This is a genomic window from Arachnia rubra (assembly GCF_019973735.1).
Lineage (GTDB): Bacteria > Actinomycetota > Actinomycetes > Propionibacteriales > Propionibacteriaceae > Arachnia > Arachnia rubra.
The window spans coordinates 2,296,753-2,314,708 of record NZ_AP024463.1 but is presented as its reverse complement, the minus strand read 5'-3'; the positions used below and the strand labels follow the sequence as shown (position 1 = coordinate 2,314,708).

The 17,956-nt window shown below is 64.2% G+C and carries 12 protein-coding genes and 1 riboswitch; of the genes, 4 read left to right on the top strand and 8 right to left on the bottom strand.

All coding sequences use genetic code 11. The features are described from left to right. Positions 1–2: 2 nt before the first annotated feature. Both SK1NUM_RS10570 and SK1NUM_RS10565 read left to right on the top strand, forming a co-directional pair. Entirely contained in the window at positions 3–1,769 is a 1,767-nt protein-coding gene (locus SK1NUM_RS10570) for a PTS transporter subunit EIIC (protein ID WP_212321807.1), read from the top strand. Between the two features lie 400 nt (positions 1,770–2,169). Next, a complete protein-coding gene (locus tag SK1NUM_RS10565; RefSeq protein ID WP_223927514.1) occupies positions 2,170–4,932 on the top strand; it encodes a S8 family peptidase in 2,763 nt (920 codons plus the stop codon). Between the two features lie 176 nt (positions 4,933–5,108). On the opposite strand, the gene SK1NUM_RS10560 is transcribed toward SK1NUM_RS10565, so the two are convergent. Then, entirely contained in the window at positions 5,109–5,567 is a 459-nt protein-coding gene (locus SK1NUM_RS10560) for a hypothetical protein (protein WP_212321803.1), read from the bottom strand. Between the two features lie 146 nt (positions 5,568–5,713). Here SK1NUM_RS10560 and ppdK point away from each other — a divergent pair, with 146 nt between their 5' ends. Further along, on the top strand, positions 5,714–8,368 hold the full coding sequence (gene ppdK, locus SK1NUM_RS10555; protein WP_212321801.1) for a pyruvate, phosphate dikinase: 2,655 nt from the start codon (positions 5,714–5,716) through the stop codon (positions 8,366–8,368). 53 nt (positions 8,369–8,421) lie between these two features. Here ppdK and SK1NUM_RS10550 read toward each other — a convergent pair whose 3' ends face one another. From SK1NUM_RS10550 to thiM, 7 genes are all read right to left on the bottom strand, one after another. Further along, entirely contained in the window at positions 8,422–9,231 is an 810-nt protein-coding gene (locus SK1NUM_RS10550) for an ABC transporter ATP-binding protein (protein ID WP_212321799.1), read from the bottom strand. Beyond that, the gene (locus SK1NUM_RS10545) at positions 9,228–10,163 is read right to left on the bottom strand and encodes a FecCD family ABC transporter permease (protein ID WP_212321798.1); all 936 of its coding nucleotides are present in this window, start codon (positions 10,161–10,163) and stop codon (positions 9,228–9,230) included. Before SK1NUM_RS10545 ends, SK1NUM_RS10550 begins: the two co-directional genes overlap by 4 nt. Before the next feature lie 36 nt (positions 10,164–10,199). After that, entirely contained in the window at positions 10,200–11,366 is a 1,167-nt protein-coding gene (locus SK1NUM_RS10540; protein WP_212321797.1) for an ABC transporter substrate-binding protein, read from the bottom strand. A gap of 112 nt (positions 11,367–11,478) precedes the next feature. Beyond that, on the bottom strand, positions 11,479–12,156 hold the full coding sequence (locus SK1NUM_RS10535; protein WP_212321796.1) for a TenA family protein: 678 nt from the start codon (positions 12,154–12,156) through the stop codon (positions 11,479–11,481). Continuing rightward, positions 12,153–13,001, bottom strand: coding sequence for a bifunctional hydroxymethylpyrimidine kinase/phosphomethylpyrimidine kinase (gene thiD / locus SK1NUM_RS10530; RefSeq protein WP_212321794.1), 849 nt, complete (start codon positions 12,999–13,001; stop codon positions 12,153–12,155). The genes SK1NUM_RS10535 and thiD overlap by 4 nt, the downstream gene beginning before the upstream one ends. Continuing rightward, the gene (gene thiE, locus SK1NUM_RS10525; RefSeq protein ID WP_212321792.1) at positions 12,998–13,651 is read right to left on the bottom strand and encodes a thiamine phosphate synthase; all 654 of its coding nucleotides are present in this window, start codon (positions 13,649–13,651) and stop codon (positions 12,998–13,000) included. Before thiE ends, thiD begins: the two co-directional genes overlap by 4 nt. Further along, positions 13,651–14,448, bottom strand: coding sequence for a hydroxyethylthiazole kinase (gene thiM, locus SK1NUM_RS10520; RefSeq protein ID WP_212321791.1), 798 nt, complete (start codon positions 14,446–14,448; stop codon positions 13,651–13,653). Before thiM ends, thiE begins: the two co-directional genes overlap by 1 nt. Beyond that, a riboswitch (TPP riboswitch) is annotated at positions 14,437–14,533 on the bottom strand. (Overlaps the previous gene by 12 nt.) A gap of 168 nt (positions 14,534–14,701) precedes the next feature. Here thiM and SK1NUM_RS10515 point away from each other — a divergent pair. Further along, a complete protein-coding gene (locus tag SK1NUM_RS10515; protein WP_223927512.1) occupies positions 14,702–17,923 on the top strand; it encodes a S8 family peptidase in 3,222 nt (1,073 codons plus the stop codon). Positions 17,924–17,956: the final 33 nt, after the last annotated feature.

The window sequence follows — 17,956 nt, the reverse complement described above, 5'->3', positions numbered from 1 at the left end:
TCATGTCCACTGCGCAAGAGATCGTCAAGGCCGTTGGCGGCCCGGGCAACATCCAGAGTCTGACGCACTGCGCCACCAGGCTACGTTTCCAGCTGATCGACTCCTCCGGTGTGAAAGTCGAGGAGGTGGAGTCGATCAAGGGCGTCATGGGTGCGGTGCCACAGGCCGGCAACCGGTTCCAGGTCATTATGGGTGGTGCCGTCCAGAACGCCTACAACGACATCAATGCCCTGCCGGAAATGGCGAATGTCGGCCAGCCTAGCGATGAAGAGATCAAGGCAGCAGCTCGCGCGGGTGGTGTCCGTGGCAAGTTCGCCTGGGTGGACTCGTTCTTCGAGTTTCTCTCGGACTCTTTCCGCCCCATCTTGGGAGCTCTGCTCGGCGCCTCGCTATTCATCACCTTTATGTCGCTGATGGTCACGCTGGGCGTGATCGAGAACTGGAACTTGCCGGACGTGACCCTGCCGCCCGACTGGGCATTCATCAACCTGATGTGGCAGTCGGTCTTCGTCTTCCTACCCCTGATGGTGGCCTACAACGCCACGAAGAAGGTCGGCGCCGATCCCTGGGTCGGCTTCGCGGTTATGGCGCTGGTGATGCTGCCGGCATTTGCGAATCTCAAGAGCGACCCGAGTGCATACAAGGCCGTCATCGCCGGGAGCGAGGTCACCCTCGTCAATATCTTCGGCGTCCCGCTGACGATCTTCGATTACAGCTCCCAGGTGTTCCCGCCGCTGCTCATGGCGGGCCTACTCGGCCCGCTCTACAAGCTGTTAAGAAAGATCATCCCCGACTCCCTGCAGCTGATTTTCGTGCCGTTCTTCGCGATGCTCATCATGCTTCCGCTGACGGCTTTCCTCATCGGTCCCATCGGGGTCTTCGCCGGCGCCTGGCTGGCGGGTGCCCTGCAGGCCATCAACGGCTTCTCACCGTTCGTGTTCGCGATTCTCGTCCCACTGGCCTATCCGTTCATGGTGCCGTTGGGACTGCACTGGCCCATCAATGCGATCATGATCCTGAACATCAACCAGCTTGGGTATGACTACATCGAGGGTCCCATGGGCGCCTGGAACTTCGCCTGCTTCGGGGCCGCTGCGGGCGTGCTGGTCCTGGCTGTCCGCGACCGGGACAAGCAAATGAGCCAGACCGCCACCGGCGCGCTGGTCGCAGGCCTGCTCGGTGGTATCTCGGAGCCGGCCCTGTACGGCATCCACCTGCGGTTCAAGAAGATCTATCCGAGGATGCTGGCCGGTTGCGCCCTGGGCGGAATCATCATCGGCTTCGGTGGCGGGCTCAAGGCCGGCGGGTTCGTCTTCTCCTCGCTGCTGACCATACCGATCTTCTCGCCCACGTTCCTCTACGTCATCGCCATTGCCGCGGCGTTCTTCCTGAGCTTCGCCCTGGTGCTCCTCTTCGACTACCGCACGCCAGAGCAGAAGGCCGCCGCCCGCCGGGCCGGTGAACCTGAGGATGCGGCAGCCCCCGAGCCGCGTGTGATCGTGGTCGGCGACGTCGAGACCAATCAGGCCAAGCAGTGGGTCACGGCGCTCGGTGGGGAGGAGAACGTGCGTTCCGTCGAGCCCATAGCCGAGACCCGGGTACGGGTCGAGGTTGCCGATGATTCCAAGGTTGACGTCGATGCCTTGAAACGGGCTGGACTGACCGCCGCGGTGAAGGTCGGGGACGGGGTGTGGCACCTTGTCGCCGGTCTCGAGGCCGCGCAGTACGCGGAGGGGATGCGACGACGGGTTGCCGCCACCGCAGGCTGACCTTTCCCAATAAGTGGGGTCTTCCAGAGAGCTCTCTGGAAGACCCCACCTATTTGATTTAAAAACTTTTGATTTTTAAATCTTATTAAGGTGTTTCCTGGCTCTCAGGAACCATTCGTCTTCGCGTGAATCCTGCTTCTGGCAAGGGGTTATGTAGGAGTATGAGCTGGTCCTGGGGGAATAGCCGGGATGTGGCTCATATACAGGGGTTGGTGGTGGGCCGTGCGAAGACTAGTGTGCGATTCGGCGCTGTTTTCCCATTCGGACCGGAGATACCGAGATGGGAGGAAGAGACGGCAGCCGTCTTGGACCCGTTCGGGTCCCTCGCACAAGGAAAGGCAGAACCTTGCGAAGTAAGAAACTACTAGCCACGGCGGGTGTCCTAACACTCGTCCTTCCGGTGTCAGTGGCCACCGCGGACGAGACGGGAGGCGAGAGCGGCATAGGCGGTCTTGCCGTTCCGGCTCCTGATGGGGAGATCAGTCCTGACGCCGCACAGGAGTTCTTCGAGTCCCAGAGCAAGAGCACCGTCATGGTGGAACTCCAGGGTGACCCCGTCGCCGTGACGGAGGCAAAGACCGAGGGATCGCTCAGCGAGGCCCAGGAGAAGGACATAGAAAGCAAACTGGAGAGTGACCAGGGACAGGTTGCCAAGGCCATTGAGGCCAAGGGTGGACAGGTCGAGGGGCAGATGCAGTCCGCCTTCAATGGGATGCGCGTGACCATCGACAACAACGAGCTGGAATCGCTTAGGTCCGTGCCCGGGGTGAAGGCCGTGCACTCCATCCCCGTGTACGAGCGCAGCAACACTGCCAGTGTGCCCTCCCTCGGCGTCCCGAAGATATGGGAGGGATCCGGCGGATCCACTGGCTACACCGGAGAGGGCGTCAAGGTCGCCGTCATCGACAGTGGCATCGACTACACCCACGCGACCTTTGGCGGCCCCGGCACTGCGGACGCCTACCAGGAGCAGGCGGCAGCAGACGCTCAGGACAAACCCAACCCAGCTTGGTATGGACCCGATGCGCCGCACGTCAAGGGTGGCGTCGATTTCGTCGGTGACGACTACAACGGCAAGAACCAGCCGAAGCCCGACAACAACCCCCTCGACTGCACGAAGCAGGGACACGGAACCCACGTCGCCGCCACGCTCGGGGGAGGCGGCGTCCTCGCTGACGGCCAGGCGTATTCGGGCTCCTACGACCAGAAGACCCACGAGAACCAGTTCAAGGTGGGTCCGGGCGTCGCCCCCAAGGCCGATCTCTACGCCGCACGGGTCTTCGGATGCACGGGATATACGACCTTCATCCCGGAGGCCATTGACTGGGCTGTGAAGAACAAGATGGACGTCATCAACCTGTCGATCGGCGCGGCCTTCGGCAAGGCAACCGACCCTGGAGCGATTGCCGCGGCCAATGCCGTCGCCTCGGGGGTGGTTGTGGTCGCCGCATCCGGTAACTCCGGTGAGCAGCCCTACATCACGAGCGAGCCCGGTGTCGGAGCTGGTGTCATCTCTGTGGCCGCCACTGATCCCTCCAGGGACGGGGGGTACGGGACCTTCAGCTCAGCGGGTCCTCGCAGTGGTGACTCAGGGCTGCGCCCAGGTGTTGCCGCCCCTGGTGTGAACATCTCCTCGGCTGCGGTCGGTTCAGGCAATGATGCTAAGCCCCGATCTGGCACATCCATGGCCACGCCTCAGGTCGCTGGCGTCGCCGCTCTCGCCGTCCAGGCCCATCCAGGCTGGAATGCCCAGGAGATCTCCAGCGCGCTCGTCTCAACGGCCGATCCCGGCAAGGTCAGCGGGTACAGCCCAACCCGTGGCGGGGGGCTCATCGATCCCACTGAGGCTACGTCCGCCCAGGTCCTGGCGTTTGGTGACTCAACCGACATCGACGACAAGGTGGTGCGCGACCCCGTCCTCAGCTTCGGGTATCATGAGTCGAACGACACCTTCCAGGAGACCCGCACGATCACCCTGGTCAACAAGGGAGACTCGGAGGCGACCTTCAGCGGGTCGGTCAAGGCAGCCGACGGCAGCCTGCCTGCTCAGGTCAGCCTGAATACAGATCAGGTCACCATCCCCGCGGGCGGTACCGCTGAGGTAGAGGTGAACCTCACACTCAAGGCCTCTGAGATCCCCAGCAGCTATCAGGAGAACGACAAGTCGCTGCGGTACCAGGAGGCCTCCGGCAATGTCGAGTTCACCTCTGGCGACAGGTCCTTGAATGTTCCCTACCTGATGGTTCCCCGTTCCACCACCAACGTGACCGGGCAGACTTCAGATGCCTCCAAGATCAGCTTCCAGAACCAGGACGGCACCTACGAGGCCAAAGGCATGCTGTTCAACTGGGGTATCACCGATCCCCAGGACGATCTCCTGGCAGATGAATCCACAGACGATGCTGGCGTTGACATCGCAAACGTGGGTGTGCAGAGCGGCGATATCTCGGGAGAGAAGCATCTGGCCTTCGCGATCAACAGCCACACTCGTCATTCGAACGCAGCCAGCAACAGATATGAGGTCTCCATCGACAACAATGGCGATGGCAAGGCCGACTACAGCCTGGTCAGCCTGGATTCCGGCAAGGTGACGGGAAAGAATTACAACGGAATTCCCGAGGTCTTCATCTGCGACCTGGCCAGGAATCGCATCAAGCGGGCCCAGTTCCGCACCATTGCACCCACTGACTCCAGCACGGTGATCCTCATGGTCAAAGCCTCTGAGATCGGTGTGAACGGCAAGATCGAATACTGGGCTGACACCAGCAACCTCATGCACGGCAGTGACGTGAGGGACCGTACTGACCAGCACGGTTTCTACGACCCCAGCAACCGGCCCTTCAATGACGGACAGGTCTTCCAAGTCGCTCCCGGCGGGTCCCAGGACGTGGACACGTCATACAACAAGACGGCCTATGAGGAACAGGGCTCCCTGGGGTGGATGGCAGTGGTGTTCGACAATGGCCAAGGAACCACTGAGGCAGTCACCGGTTCTCTCTCTGGCGATGGGGGTTCTTCCCCCTCGCCCAGCAGCGAGCCCACCGTTACGCCGACTTCCCCAGAGCCCTCGTCATCAGCGAGTCCGGGAGAGCCGACCGGCAGCCCGTCCCAGACCGACCCGACGGATCCGGTCACGCCGGATAATCCGGGGCTAGACAGGTAAGCGAGACCGTCCTGCGCAAGGCCTGTCCCAGGGCTCTGCGCTGGGAAGGGAGAATCGAAAATCAACAGGGGTGGTCCCGCCGGCCGGCGGGACCACCCCTCAAATTTTATTTAATCTTTGTTTTCATCGCCTGCGGCTCCCGGTTGCCCGGTGTGCTTGGCGCCTGCCACGGGGGATCAGCTGTCTGCGATGAACTCGAACGTCCCGCCGTTCTCACACAGCATAGGGGAGGAGCTGTCGCCGAAGCGGTAGTCGTAGGTCGTATCGCCCACCTTCACCAGGATCCACCAGCCGTCCACCAGGGCCTGTGTGTATTGCGCTCCAGGCTGGGGACATCCGAGAGCGCCGTTGTTCCAGGTGATTTTGCGGGCTTCGACCAGCGTCAGCTCAGAGCCGGCCACGCCACGGGCCTCCAGATCCGCGCGGATGGCATCCATCTGCTCTGTCGGTGGCTCCGAGACGACCACATAGGAAGAGGACGTGGAGGCCGGAGCTGGGCTCACGAGCTGCGATATCCCGGACGAGGGAGTCGCCCCAGAGCCAGGGTCCTCAGGCTCAGCCTTGGTTCCTGAGGTACAGGCAGCCAGGGACATGATGACCACCATGCCAGCGACTCCAGACAATGGCTTCAGCATGGGTCGAGACTACCCGTGTGCCCAGACATCCCAAGTGCATCTCTGGGAGAGTAACCCTGCGCATTTTGGGGGGTTGTCGTCAAATGCCGCTAAGGTGGAGGATGACTAGGCAGATCTGTCGCAACAATCAAGGGAGATAAACGCGAATGAGCGAGAAGCGCTACATCTACGACCTCTCGGAAGGTGACGCGAGCATGCGGAACCTGCTCGGGGGAAAGGGGGCGGGCGTCGCTGAGATGGCCCGCGTCGGGGTTCCTGTCCCCGACGCCTTCACCGTCACCACCACGGCGTGCGTGGAGACCATGAAGCGGGGCGGTGAGTGGCCGGATGGACTGGCCGGCGAGATCAACGCCGGCCTGGCCAGGCTGGAAGAACGCACAGGATGCAAGCTCGGCGGGTCGGAGAAACCCCTGCTGGTCTCGGTCCGCTCCGGTGCTGTGTTCTCCATGCCCGGGATGATGGACACCATCCTCAATCTTGGTGTCTCCGATGATTCGGTGGCGGCCATCGCCGAGGAGTCCGGCAATGAGCGTTTTGCCTGGGACTGCTACCGGCGTTTCATCCAGATGTACGGCGAAGTAGTCGAGGGCGTCCCGGCATACGCCTACGAGGACGCCCTGACCGAGTTGAAACGCAAGCGTGGCGTCGAACTCGACACCGATCTTGGCCCTGATGACCTCAAGGAGCTCGTCGGCACCTTCAAGGAGATCAGCAACGATCACCTGGGTGGTGAATGGACATCCGATCCTGTCGAGCAGCTGCACCGGGCCGTGAACGCCGTGTTCCGTTCCTGGCAGAACCCCCGGGCTGAGGTGTACCGCCGCGCGAACAACATCCCCTCCGACCTGGGCACGGCTGTCAATGTCATGCAGATGGTCTTCGGGAACCGTGGCGACGACTCCGCCACCGGCGTGTGCTTCACCCGGAACCCCTCGACCGGCGCGAAGGAACTCTATGGCGAGTTCCTCGTCAACGCCCAGGGCGAGGATGTGGTGGCCGGCATCCGCACCCCGCGGCCGCTTGCGGAGATGAACGAGGTGCTGCCTGAAGCCTATGAGGAACTCGTCTCCACCATGCGCAAGATGGAGGCCCACTACCGTGACATGCAGGACATGGAGTTCACCGTCGAGAACGGCAAGCTGTTCCTGCTGCAGACCCGGAACGGCAAACGCACCGCCGCGGCAGCGCTGAAGGTGGCCTCCGACCTGGTGGACGAGGGGGTCATCACCAAAGAGGAGGCGTTGCTGCGGATCGAGCCAGCGCAGCTGGACCAGCTGCTGCATCCCGCCATCGATCCCTCCCACAGCGAGAAGCCCATCGCCAAGGGCCTGCCCGCGTCCCCGGGGGCCGCTGTCGGCGAGGTGGTCTTTGACGCCGACACCGCCGCCGAACGCGGCGGGCGTGGCGAGCCGGTCGTGCTGGTGCGCTACGAGACCACACCCGACGACATCCATGGGGTCATCGTCGCCCAGGGAGTGCTCACAGCCCATGGCGGTATGACCTCCCACGCGGCTGTGGTGGCACGTGGCATGGGCAAACCCTGCGTCGCGGGCGCCTCCGGCATCCACATTGATGCGAAGGGGCGCACCCTCACCGTCGGGGACAGGGTGATCCGGGAGGGCGAGGTCATCACCCTCGACGGCTCCACCGGTGACGTTTTCGGCCAGGCCATCGAGCTGATCCCGCCGCGTATCAACGAGGACTTCCAGCGTGTGGTCACCTGGGCTGATGAGGTCCGGGAACTCGGGGTCCGCGCCAACGCCGACAACTTCGAGGACGCATCCAAAGCCCGTGAACTGGGTGCGGAGGGCATCGGCCTGTGCCGCACCGAACACATGTTTATGGCTGCCGACCGCCTGCCTGCGGTGCGGCGGATGATCCTCGCTGAAACGCCGGAGGCCCGCGCAGACGCTCTCGATGAGATCCTGCCGATGCAGCAGGCCGACTTCGAATCGATCTTCACCGCCATGAAGGGCCTGCCCGTGACGGTACGGCTCCTCGACCCGCCACTCCACGAGTTCCTGCCGAACCTCGTGGAGCAGTCGCTGCTGGTGCAGCGCCTCGAATTGACAGGCGGGGACCCCTCGGAGCTGGAAGCGGCACGCGCCACCCTCGCCCAGGTCAAACGGCTGCACGAACTCAACCCGATGCTCGGCACCCGTGGCTGCCGCCTGGCGATGCTGTACCCCGAAATCCCCGCCATGCAGACCCGCGCCATCATCCGTGCCGCCCTCGCGGTGCTGGAACGTGAGGGCCAGACCGTCGGCGTGGAGATCATGATCCCCCTCGTCGCCCTGGCCAGGGAACTCCAGGTGCAACGCGAGATCGTGGAGCGCACCGTCGCTGAGGAGCTGGAGGCGGCGGGCAAACAGCTGGAGGTGACCGTCGGCACGATGATCGAGCTGCCGCGCGCTGCCCTGGTCGCGGACCAGATCGCGGAGCATGCGGACTTCTTCAGCTTCGGCACCAACGACCTCACCCAGACGGGGATCGGCATCAGCCGGGACGACGCGGAGAACGGCTTCCTCACCCAGTACGTCACGAGCAAGGTGCTGGAACGCAACCCGTTCGAGTCCATCGACGTGAACGGTGTGGGCCAGCTGGTTGAGATCGGCGTCGCCAAAGGACGGGCCGTCAAACCGAACCTTAAGACAGGTGTCTGCGGTGAGCACGGCGGCGACCCCGACTCGGTGGAGTTCTTCCAGTCCGTCGGGTTGAACTATGTCTCCTGCTCCCCGTACCGCGTGCCCATCGCCCGGTTCGCCGCGGCCAAGGCGGTGCTGAAGCAGCGCGAAGACTGATCCACATCGGACGACCTGTGCCCCGGTCCCTGAGGGACCGGGGCACGTTGCTTTCACATGCCGTGAGGATCGCTGAGGGCGGGCCGGCAGGTCAGGTATCGTCTGCCATTCTCGTCGGAGGCGGTCAGGACCAGCATGTCCATGCCATAGACCTTGCTGAGGTTTTCGCTGGTCAGCACGGCCTCGCTCGGGCCTGAGGCGAAGAACCGGCCGTTCCTCATCAGTGCGACGCGCGATGGATAATAGAACGCCTGATCCGGCAGGTGCGTGATCATCACGACGGCCTTGTCCTGCTCGTGGGCAAGGGTGTGCGCGGTGGAGATCACAGTGGTCGCGTTCCGGTAGTCGAGGTGGCTGGTCGGCTCGTCCATCAACACCACGCCGGTACGCTGGGCCAGGGCGCGGGCGATCAGGACCAGCTGCCGCTCGCCGCCGGAGAGCTGCGTGTACGGCTCGAAAGCCAAGTCCTTGAGCCCCACTGTCTCCAATGCCTCCAGGCAGATGACGTTGTCCTTCTTGGTGGGGGAGGCGAAAGGCGGCAGGTGCGGGGTGCGTCCCATCTTGACCACGTCCAAGACCGTGAACGGGAATGGCGCGGAGTGGTCCTGGAAAACCATGGCCATCCGCTGCGCCAGCTGCTTTACTCCCAGCGACGTCACGTCATCGCCACCGACTGTGATGCGTCCCGAGGTGGGTTTGCACTCGCCCAGGATGGTGCGCATCAGCGTTGACTTCCCACAGCCATTGGCTCCCAGGATGATGAACACCTCACCGGGCGAGACCTCGAAGCTGATGTCTCGCAGGACGGGCTTGCCTGGGTGGTAGCCGAACTCGACGTCTGTGACGCGCAGCACCGGGTTCATCGGGTCCACACCCCTTTGGAACGCCGCAGGAGTATCGCGAAGAACGGCGCCCCCACCAGTGCGGTGGGGATCGACAGGGGCAGAGAGGACTCCGACACGGTGCGGGTCAGGCTGTCGATGGTCAGCAGGAACGCCGCGCCCAGCACGGCCGCAATCGGCACCAGTTTCCGGTGGTCAGGGCCGACGAGGATACGCGCCATGTGGGGGATCACCAGGCCCACCCAGCCGATCGCACCGCTCTGTGACACCGCAGTCGCGGTCATCGCCGTCGCGCAGACGATGGCGATCAGCCGGGTCCGTTGTGCGTTGGCGCCCAGTGACCGCGCCTCAGCGTCCCCCATCGTCAGTAGGTTCAGCTGCCAGGTGATCACCATGAGCACCGCCAGCCCCACCACGATGATGGGGGCGGCGAAGGCCAGGTTCTCCCACCGCATCCCGGACAGGGAACCCATCAGCCAGAAGGTGATAGCGGGCAGGTCATCCTCGGGATCCGCCAGATACTTCATGATCGAGACCCCGGCGTTGAAGATCGAACTGACGACTACCCCCGACAGCACCAGCATGATCGTCGGGGTCATGCCCTTCACCCTCGCCAGCGCGTAGGCGAGGAGAACACCCAGGATACCCATGCCGAAGGCGAGGCTGGGCACCAGCGGGGAGAAGGCCCCGGACAGGAGATTGGCCAGCGCCGCCCCGACCAGCACCGCCATCAGGGTCCTGGGCCAGCGCACCTCCCAGACCACCTTGGCGTCAAGCTCCCGCCAGGTGTGCTCCACGGCGAGAAACCTTGAGGCCATGATGCGCACGGCCTCCCAAGGGTCGATCGCATAGCGGCCCACCAGGAAGGAGACGGCGACGATAGCGGTCAGCGCTGCCAGTGCGAGAGCGAAGACGAGCCAGAAGGGGGCCGGGCGGTGGTCCCGGGACTTCACCGGGGTCTCCGCCCGCTCAGCGTGGTCATCGCTGGATCAGCTTCGGTGGAAGCTGAAGACGTCCTCGACGCTCTGCCCATCAGAGAGGCCGAAAAGATGCTTGAGGTCGGCCTCATCCAGATCGAAGCCGAAGTATTCCTTGTAGAAGGCCTTCGTCTTGGCCTCCATGTCGATGTCCTTGAACAGCTCTGGGTGAACTGCCTTGGCGAAGAAGTACATGTTGAGGTATTCTTCGGGGCCGTTGTAAGCCCAGGCCATGGCGCCCTTCGGGATGACGATGATGTTGTTGTTCTTCACCGCTTTCAGACCCGAGAACGTTGAATCGGACGTGATGGTGTCCCTGATCTGGGCGCTGTCAACCAGCAACAGTTCGGGATCCCAGCTGAGGAGCTGCTCCGGGTCGATCTTCGTCTGGCCAGACGGTCCCTTGGACTCACCCGTCGCACCAACTCCGGCATTGACGCCGCCCGCGAGGGTGATGAGCTCCTGGCCGATGGCGGAGCCGTTGTTGGCCTGCAGGGAATCGCCCGCGCCGGAGAGCTGCACGACCGTGGGACGTTCCGACTCCGGGATGCTCGCCGTCTTGGCCTCGATCTCGGACTTGATCGCCAGATACTCCTGCGAGTACTTGTTGGCCTTGTCCAGCTGCACACCGCCGATGACCTCACCCAGATAGACCTGCCGGGCCCGCAGCTGGTCGATCTTGTTTCCCTCCTTGTCACTGCCCTTGGGACTGGAGACCGCTGCGATATCTAGGTCCTGGAGCTGCCTGAGGTTGTTCTCCCCATAGCGGTTCGCGTAGACCACCAGGTCGGGACTCTGCTTCAGGAGCTCCTCCATGTTGACCTCGTTCCCCGAGAAGACGACGGGAAGATTCGCCAGTTGCGGGTACTTGCCTTTGATCCACTCGTTCTTCCCATAGTTGTCCTCCAGGGCGACGAGCTTGTCGGCGCCGCCGAGCAGCAGGACGGCCGTGGTGTAGGCCGGGGCGGTGGTCGCGATGCGGTTAGACTCCGCCGGTACCGTCACCTGCCCCAGTTCGTCATCGACCACACGAGGGGAGCCAGACTGTGACGCCATCGTTGCCGGAGAGCCAGGTGCGGAGGACGAGGTGGCGGGGCCGTTCGACCCACATGCGGACAGCGCCAGCAGCGCGGCCAGAGCGAGGGCGGATAGGGAGGTGCCGAGTTTCTGGAAAGCCATGAGATTCCCTTGGAGAGCGTGACTGGAAGATCCACCAGATGCGGAGGTTGAAGATAATCTATATGACTTCTGCGGCAAAGAGTACTCATCTGATCCGCATTTGCGGATCAAGTCATAGAGTCCAGGCCTCCAGGGCATAGCTGCGTTCCCAGAACAGCTCCTCGTAGCGCGCCGCGTCCGTGAAGGTGCTCAGCATGACCTCCCGTGTGGCATCGTCGGCGGCCTCCGCCGCCTCGTCCAGCAGTTCGATTGCGACCGCCGTCGTCTCCTGGAAGACCGGGTCGGCGTATGCAGCTACCCAGCTTCCATAAGGATGCTCCTTGACGGCGGCGGCCCGCTTGGCCAAGCCCAGGCCCACATGGGCGTAGACCCAGTAGCACGGGAGCACCGCAGCCACCCCGGCCGGGTACGGCTCGTAGGCGACCGTTGCCTGGATGAAGTTCACGTAGCCCCGGGTGGTGGGGGATGCTGTCCTCGCGTGTGGCGTGGCCAGCAGCGGATCGTTCAGCAGGGCGTCATGCATCAGCGTCTCACCCTCGACGGCCTCTCCGGCACTCCTCGCCCAGAAGGCGCGAGCCCTGGGATCCGGGGCCCGGGCGGCCAGCAGAGCCAGGGCGCGTGAATACCCGCGCAGGTAGAAGTCGTCCTGGATGATGTACTCGACGAAACGGCGCGGTTCCAGGGTGCCGTCGGCCAGCTCCGTCAACAGCGGCAGGTGGTCGATGCGGTCGCGGATCTGCGCGATATGGTCCCACGCTCTGGAAGCGAACTCCCGGGTGTGCCAGCTCATGATGACTCTCTCGCGAGGTTGATCAGGTGGTTCACGGGACCGTGCCCGGTTTTGGGGGAGCGGCTGAGCTGCCAGTCGGCTCCGGCGGCGATGGCGCGGTGCAGGAAGTCGCGGGCAGCGGACACCACCTGATGCGGGACGACGTCCCCCGGAGCGGTGCCCGCCCGGGCAGCACTGGCAGCGATGGCCGAGCTCAGCGTGCAACCGGTGCCGTGGGTGTTGCGAGTTGCCACCCGCGAGCTGGTGAACGCGGTGGCGCCCTTGCCGGTGACTAGCAGGTCGGTCATCTCCTCACCCTCCAGATGCCCGCCCTTCGCCAGCACGGCGTGCGCCCCCGCTGCGACGAGGCATTCAGTCTGGGCCAGAAGCTCCTCGGCGCTGCGGGCTGGCGGGGAACCCGTCAGCACCGCGGTCTCCGGGACATTGGGGGTGACCAGGTCAGCCAGCGGCAGCAGCTGGGTGCGGACCACCGCTATAGCGTCGTCCGTCAATAGCCTGTCACCCGAGGTCGCCACCATCACAGGGTCGAGGACGACGAAACCGAAGTCCTCCCGGCGCCTTAAGATCAGTTCCGCCACCGCCTGAGCGATCCCGGTGTTCGTGAGCATCCCGAGTTTTGTCGCGTGCACCTCGATGTCGTCGAGGACCGCCTCCACCTGTGCCACGACGAATCCGGGGTCGAGTGCCGACGCCGCCCGCACCCCCTGGGTGTTCTGCGCAGTCAGGCCGGCGATCGCAGCCATTCCGTAGACCCCGAGGGCGGCGAAGGTCTTCAAGTCGGCCTGGATGCCGGCGCCGCCGCTCGGGTCGGAACCGGCTATGGACAGTGCGGTTCTCGGCGTCATGCTTCCTCCCAGAGCGCCCTCAGTTGTGCTGCTGCCTCCCGTGGGCAGGCGGCAGCGGCGATGGCCGACACCACGCAGATGCCATCCACCCCGGTGGCGATGACCTCAGCGGCGTTGGCGATGGTGATTCCCCCGATGGCCACTGCCGGCAGTTCCGCCGGCTTGGCCGCCAGCAGCTCCCGGACCCCTTCTAGCTCCAGGGCAGCTGCGGTGTCGGTCTTGGTGCTGGTGTCCCAGACCGGGGAGAGGCCTATCACGTCCGCGTGGCCGCCCAGGACCACTGCCTCCAGCTCGCTGCGGGAACTCACCGAGATGCCCAGCAACCGGCCAGGACCCAGCCGCGCGCGGATTCGCGCCGGATCGCCGTCAGACTGGCCGATGTGCAGGTGCGTCCCCAGCTGGGTCGCGACCTCCAGCCGGTCGTTGACGAACAGCTCCGCGCCGGCTGCGCCTTTGGTCACTGCCCTCTCGATGGCCTTCTGGCAGGCGAGCACGCCCTGCCGGAAGGCCTGGTCGTCGGCTTCCTTGTCCCGGAACTGGACCACCGTCGCCCCTCCCAGGACGGCCTGCTCGACGGTGCTGGCCACCTTGTCGCGGCCACCGGCCAGGCTCGGGTCGGTGACGTAGTAGAGCCGCCAGTCGACTGTCATCAGGACTCCTCAACGGCGGCCAGCCCGGCTACCTCATCCGGGGTCAACGCGTAAAGCGCGTCGCGCCAGACCACCTCAAAGCTCGCCGGGCCCTTCGCATCCCGGCCAGCCACGATGCCTGCGGCTGCGAACAGGGCGTGGGCGGCGACGGTGGCGTCGTGCGGACAGGGCTGCTCGCGCGTGGCGCCGAGGGCGGCCGCGACCACTGCGCCGAGCGAGCAACCCGTGCCGATCACCAGCGGCAGCAGGGGGTCGCCGCCGTGGATGCGCGTGGTCCTGGAAGGACTCACGACCACATCGGTCTGGCCGGAGATGGCGACGACGGTGCCGTGCTCGGCGGCCAGTTCCTGTGCCACCTCCACGGCAGCCTCCACCGGATCGGTGGCATCCACACCCCGTCCTCCAGTGCTGGTCCCGGCCAGCCCGAGGATCTCGGAGGCGTTGCCCCGGATGGCGGTGGGGGAGCAGGCCAGTAGCTCTCGTGCCAGTGCGGTCCTGACGGGGAGGGAGCCGACCGCCACCGGGTCGAGTACCCAGGGTGTCCCGGCATCCCGTGCCGCCAGTGCCACTGTCCGCTGGGCCTTATGTTGCTCCGAGGAGCCATTGCCCACATTGATGAGCACGGCGGAGGCTACCCCAGCGAAGATCCCGGCCTCCTCCGGAAGGTCGATCATCGCGGGGGCCGCTCCGGCAGCCAGCAGGACATTGGCGGTGATCTGCGGCACGACGGTGTTGGTCAGGCAATGGACCAACGGGGTCGTGGCGCGGAGTTGTGTGAGGACAGATGCGACGTTCATAACGCTCCCTTCGTCAGTGCGAACTGCATCAGGTTCGACGAGTTTGATCTCAGCCCCTTGTTGCGGGGCACCCCGGCGTCTCCGAAGGTTAGCAGGGATAGTGAGAAAAGGTATGGAATGGCCATTTCCCTCTACAGGGGGTTCACAAAACAGTTCCATGGAATTAAGGTCTACCTAAAATATCTGGACGACATGTCGCTACCTTTGGTTGTGCCATCCAGAATCACACTAAGAATAAAAGAAAGGCAGAAGCGTGCGGCGTAGCAGACTACTGGCCACCCTGGGGGCTCTGGTGCTTCTCATCCCCGCGGCGGTGGCCTCTGCCGATGAGGCCGATGAGAAGGCAGAACCAGAGAACATGTCCGATCTGATCGAGTCGGCTCCCAAAACCCAGATTCCCGCTGAGGCGGCCAAGAAACTCCTGAAGGAGGAGGGACAGGTCACGGTCATGGTGGAACTCGAAGAGGAACCAGTCGCAGTGGTGAGGGCACGCGCGGGGGGTTCCCTGAGCGAGGCGGAGGAGAAACAGATACAGGACAGGCTCTCCGCTACCCAGGACAAAGTAGCCGCGCAGATAGCGGCTCTGGGGGGCTCCGCCGAGAACCCGGAGCTGCGCATGCAGTCGGCCTACAACGGGATGCGGGTAACCATTGATAGCGGAAGACTGGCGGACATTGAGCAGATATCCGGCGTCAAGGCCGTCCGCGCCATACCGGTGCGCGAGCGGAGCAATCGGGTCAGCGTGCCCTATGCCGGCACCCCAGATGCCTGGCAGGGTGCGGGCGGCGCCGGATATACGGGCAAGAGCGTCAAGGTGGCCGTGATCGACACCGGCATCGACTACACCCATGCCACCTTTGGAGGGGAGGGCACTCCGGACGCATTCGCCGAGGCCACCGCAGCCGCAGATCCCATACCCTATTACGGTTCCCGATTGAAAGGCGGGTATGACTTCGCCGGCGACTCCTACAACGGGTACAACACTCCCCAGCCGGACGCCAACCCCATCGACTGCGAGAAGGCCGGGCATGGCACCCACGTGGCCGCCACGGCCGCAGGCTCGGGAGTGACCGCGGACGGTGACACCTTCCAGGGTCCCTACGACAAGAACACCTTCAACAATGAATTCCGTATCGGCCCCGGCGTCGCTCCTGAGACGGACCTGTACGCGTTGAAGACTTTCGGCTGCGAGGGCGGGACTGATCTGACGACCGAGGCCGTCGACTGGGCCGTCAAGAACCACATGGACGTGATCAACCTGTCACTCGGCTCAGCTTTCGGCAAGGCCACAGATCCCGATGCCACAGCTGTCTCCAACGCCATCGCCGCTGGGATTGTGGTGGTGGCATCGGCGGGCAACTCGGGGCCGCAGCCCTATCTGACCGGCTCACCGGGAGTGGCCTCCGGGGTGATCTCCGTCGCTGCCAACGACGCAATCCAGGACTACCCGGCTGCGCAGCTAAGCGTCGATGGCACGATGATCCAGGCCATGAACATCAATGGGGCAGCCCTGCCTGCCAGCGCCAAACTCCACGTCCTGAAGACCGGAGACGAGGTGTCCACCGGTTGCGACCGTGATGAATACGCCAGCGTTCCACGCGGGTCCATCGTGGTCACCAAGCGTGGTGGCTGCGCCCGCGTGCTGCGCGCCATGAACGCCCAGCGCTGGGGACTTGCCGGGGCCATCATGATCAATGACAGCGATGAGCTGCCTCCCTATGAGGGGCTGATCACCGGCAATCCCGAGACTGGCGAACAGTGGCGGGTCAGCGTCCCGCTGCTTGGCGTTAAGTCCTCCGACGGCGAGGCACTCATCGCGGCGCATGATAAGGAGGTCGCGCTTACTGCGGATTCCATCACCAATCCTGAGTTCAGCAAGGTCGCGGGCTTCAGCTCATCGGGGCCGCGCACCGGTGACTCGGCGCTGCGCCCGAATGTGACGGCACCCGGCGTCTCGATCCTGTCCGCAGCTGTGGGGACTGGCGACCTCGGCAACGTCAAATCCGGCACCTCCATGGCTTCTCCATACGTGGCTGGGGTCGCAGCCCTGGCGAAGCAGGCTCATCCCGGCTGGAGCTCCCAGGAGATCTCCGCAGCGGTGGTAAACACCGCTGATCCTGAGAAGATTGCCAACTACCAGACAACTCGTGCTGGTGGCCTGGTTGACCCAGCTGACGCCGTCGGAGCCTCGGTCATCGTCTACGGGGACTCCACCGATGTCAACGGGGTGGCCGTGCGCGAGCCGAATCTCAGCTTCGGCTATGCCGAGTCGGCCTCCACCTTCGAGGCAACCCGGAAGGTGACTCTCGTCAACAAGGGCACCGAGACGGTCCAGCTCACCGCTGCAGTGCAGCCCTCCGGGAGATCGCTCAATGCCACCGTCTCGCTCGCCCAGGAGAGCGTCACGGTTCCGGCGGGTGACAGCGTGGATGTGGACGTCAAGATCACCCTGCCCGCGTCGGAGGTGCCTAGCAGCATCGCGAGCCCGAATTCTCCCTGGTTCTACGAGGTCTCCGGAAACCTGCGTTTCACCGGTGGTGGCGGGCAGACGCTGAGCATGCCCTACCTGCTGGTGCCGCGTTCACTGTCCACCGTCAAGTCCGCAGCGACCCTCACTCCGAAGGGCACCGATGTGGCCTTCACCAACGAGGGTGGCGCGGTTGACGCCTACACCGCGCTCTACACATGGGGGCTGAGCGATCCGGCGGATGTGCCCGATGACATCGACAGCGGCCAGGACCTGGCCAGCGTTGGCGTGGCAAGCTACGGCGACGACTCGTTGCGGACGGTGAACTTCGCCCTGAACTCCAGCTCCCGGTTCTCCAACCCGGCCCAGCTCATATACAACGTCGATATCGACAATGACAACGACGGCAAGGCTGACTATCGCATCATCAGCGCGGATTCTGGCTGGGTGCGTGACAAGGAGATCAACGGCGTCGCCGAGGTGTTCGTGGCTGATCTGTCATCCGGGAATATCTATGCCTCCGGGTCAATGACCCTTTCACCAACGGACTCGAGCACCGTGGTGCTACAGGTTGTGGCCAGCCAGCTCGGTATCAAAGGCAAATTCAGCTACACCGCCTCGGTCACCGACATCAAGAATGAGAAAGTCGTCGACACGATCGATCAGTGGGCTCAGTACGACCCGGCGAACAAACCATTCAACGACGGCCAGTTCTTCAAGGTCAACCGGGGCGAGGCGAAAACCTTCAGCCTCGAGCTCAATGAAGCTGCCTCCACCCAGCAGAAGCCGCTCGGCTACATGGCGGTGGTCTTCGACAACGCCCAGGGAGTCACGGAGGCCATCACCGGTGAGGTGAGGAAGGGAGCTGGCCCGGCCCCGTCGCCGTCCGTAACCTCGGACGCGCCTGCGGATCCCGGCAGTTCCCCAGCCACGCCAGGGCAGCCGACTGCCGACCCGACCAGAGCACCGGTCAGGCCTGGCCTGCCCAAGACGGGCCGCATCACCTGAGGCTGCCTGCCGCAGGCTAGGGGCGTGGTTCCC

Bases quoted from the DNA above. Each gene is read 5' to 3' on its own strand.
- SK1NUM_RS10535 (WP_212321796.1), bottom strand. From the start codon at position 12,156: ATGAGCTGGCACACCCGGGAGTTCGCTTCCAGAGCGTGGGACCATATC.
- SK1NUM_RS10560 (WP_212321803.1), bottom strand. From the start codon at position 5,567: ATGCTGAAGCCATTGTCTGGAGTCGCTGGCATGGTGGTCATCATGTCC.
- thiD (WP_212321794.1), bottom strand. From the start codon at position 13,001: ATGACGCCGAGAACCGCACTGTCCATAGCCGGTTCCGACCCGAGCGGC.
- thiE (WP_212321792.1), bottom strand. From the start codon at position 13,651: ATGACAGTCGACTGGCGGCTCTACTACGTCACCGACCCGAGCCTGGCC.
- SK1NUM_RS10550 (WP_212321799.1), bottom strand. From the start codon at position 9,231: ATGAACCCGGTGCTGCGCGTCACAGACGTCGAGTTCGGCTACCACCCA.
- SK1NUM_RS10540 (WP_212321797.1), bottom strand. From the start codon at position 11,366: ATGGCTTTCCAGAAACTCGGCACCTCCCTATCCGCCCTCGCTCTGGCC.
- ppdK (WP_212321801.1), top strand. From the start codon at position 5,714: ATGAGCGAGAAGCGCTACATCTACGACCTCTCGGAAGGTGACGCGAGC.
- thiM (WP_212321791.1), bottom strand. From the start codon at position 14,448: ATGAACGTCGCATCTGTCCTCACACAACTCCGCGCCACGACCCCGTTG.
- SK1NUM_RS10570 (WP_212321807.1), top strand. From the start codon at position 3: ATGTCCACTGCGCAAGAGATCGTCAAGGCCGTTGGCGGCCCGGGCAAC.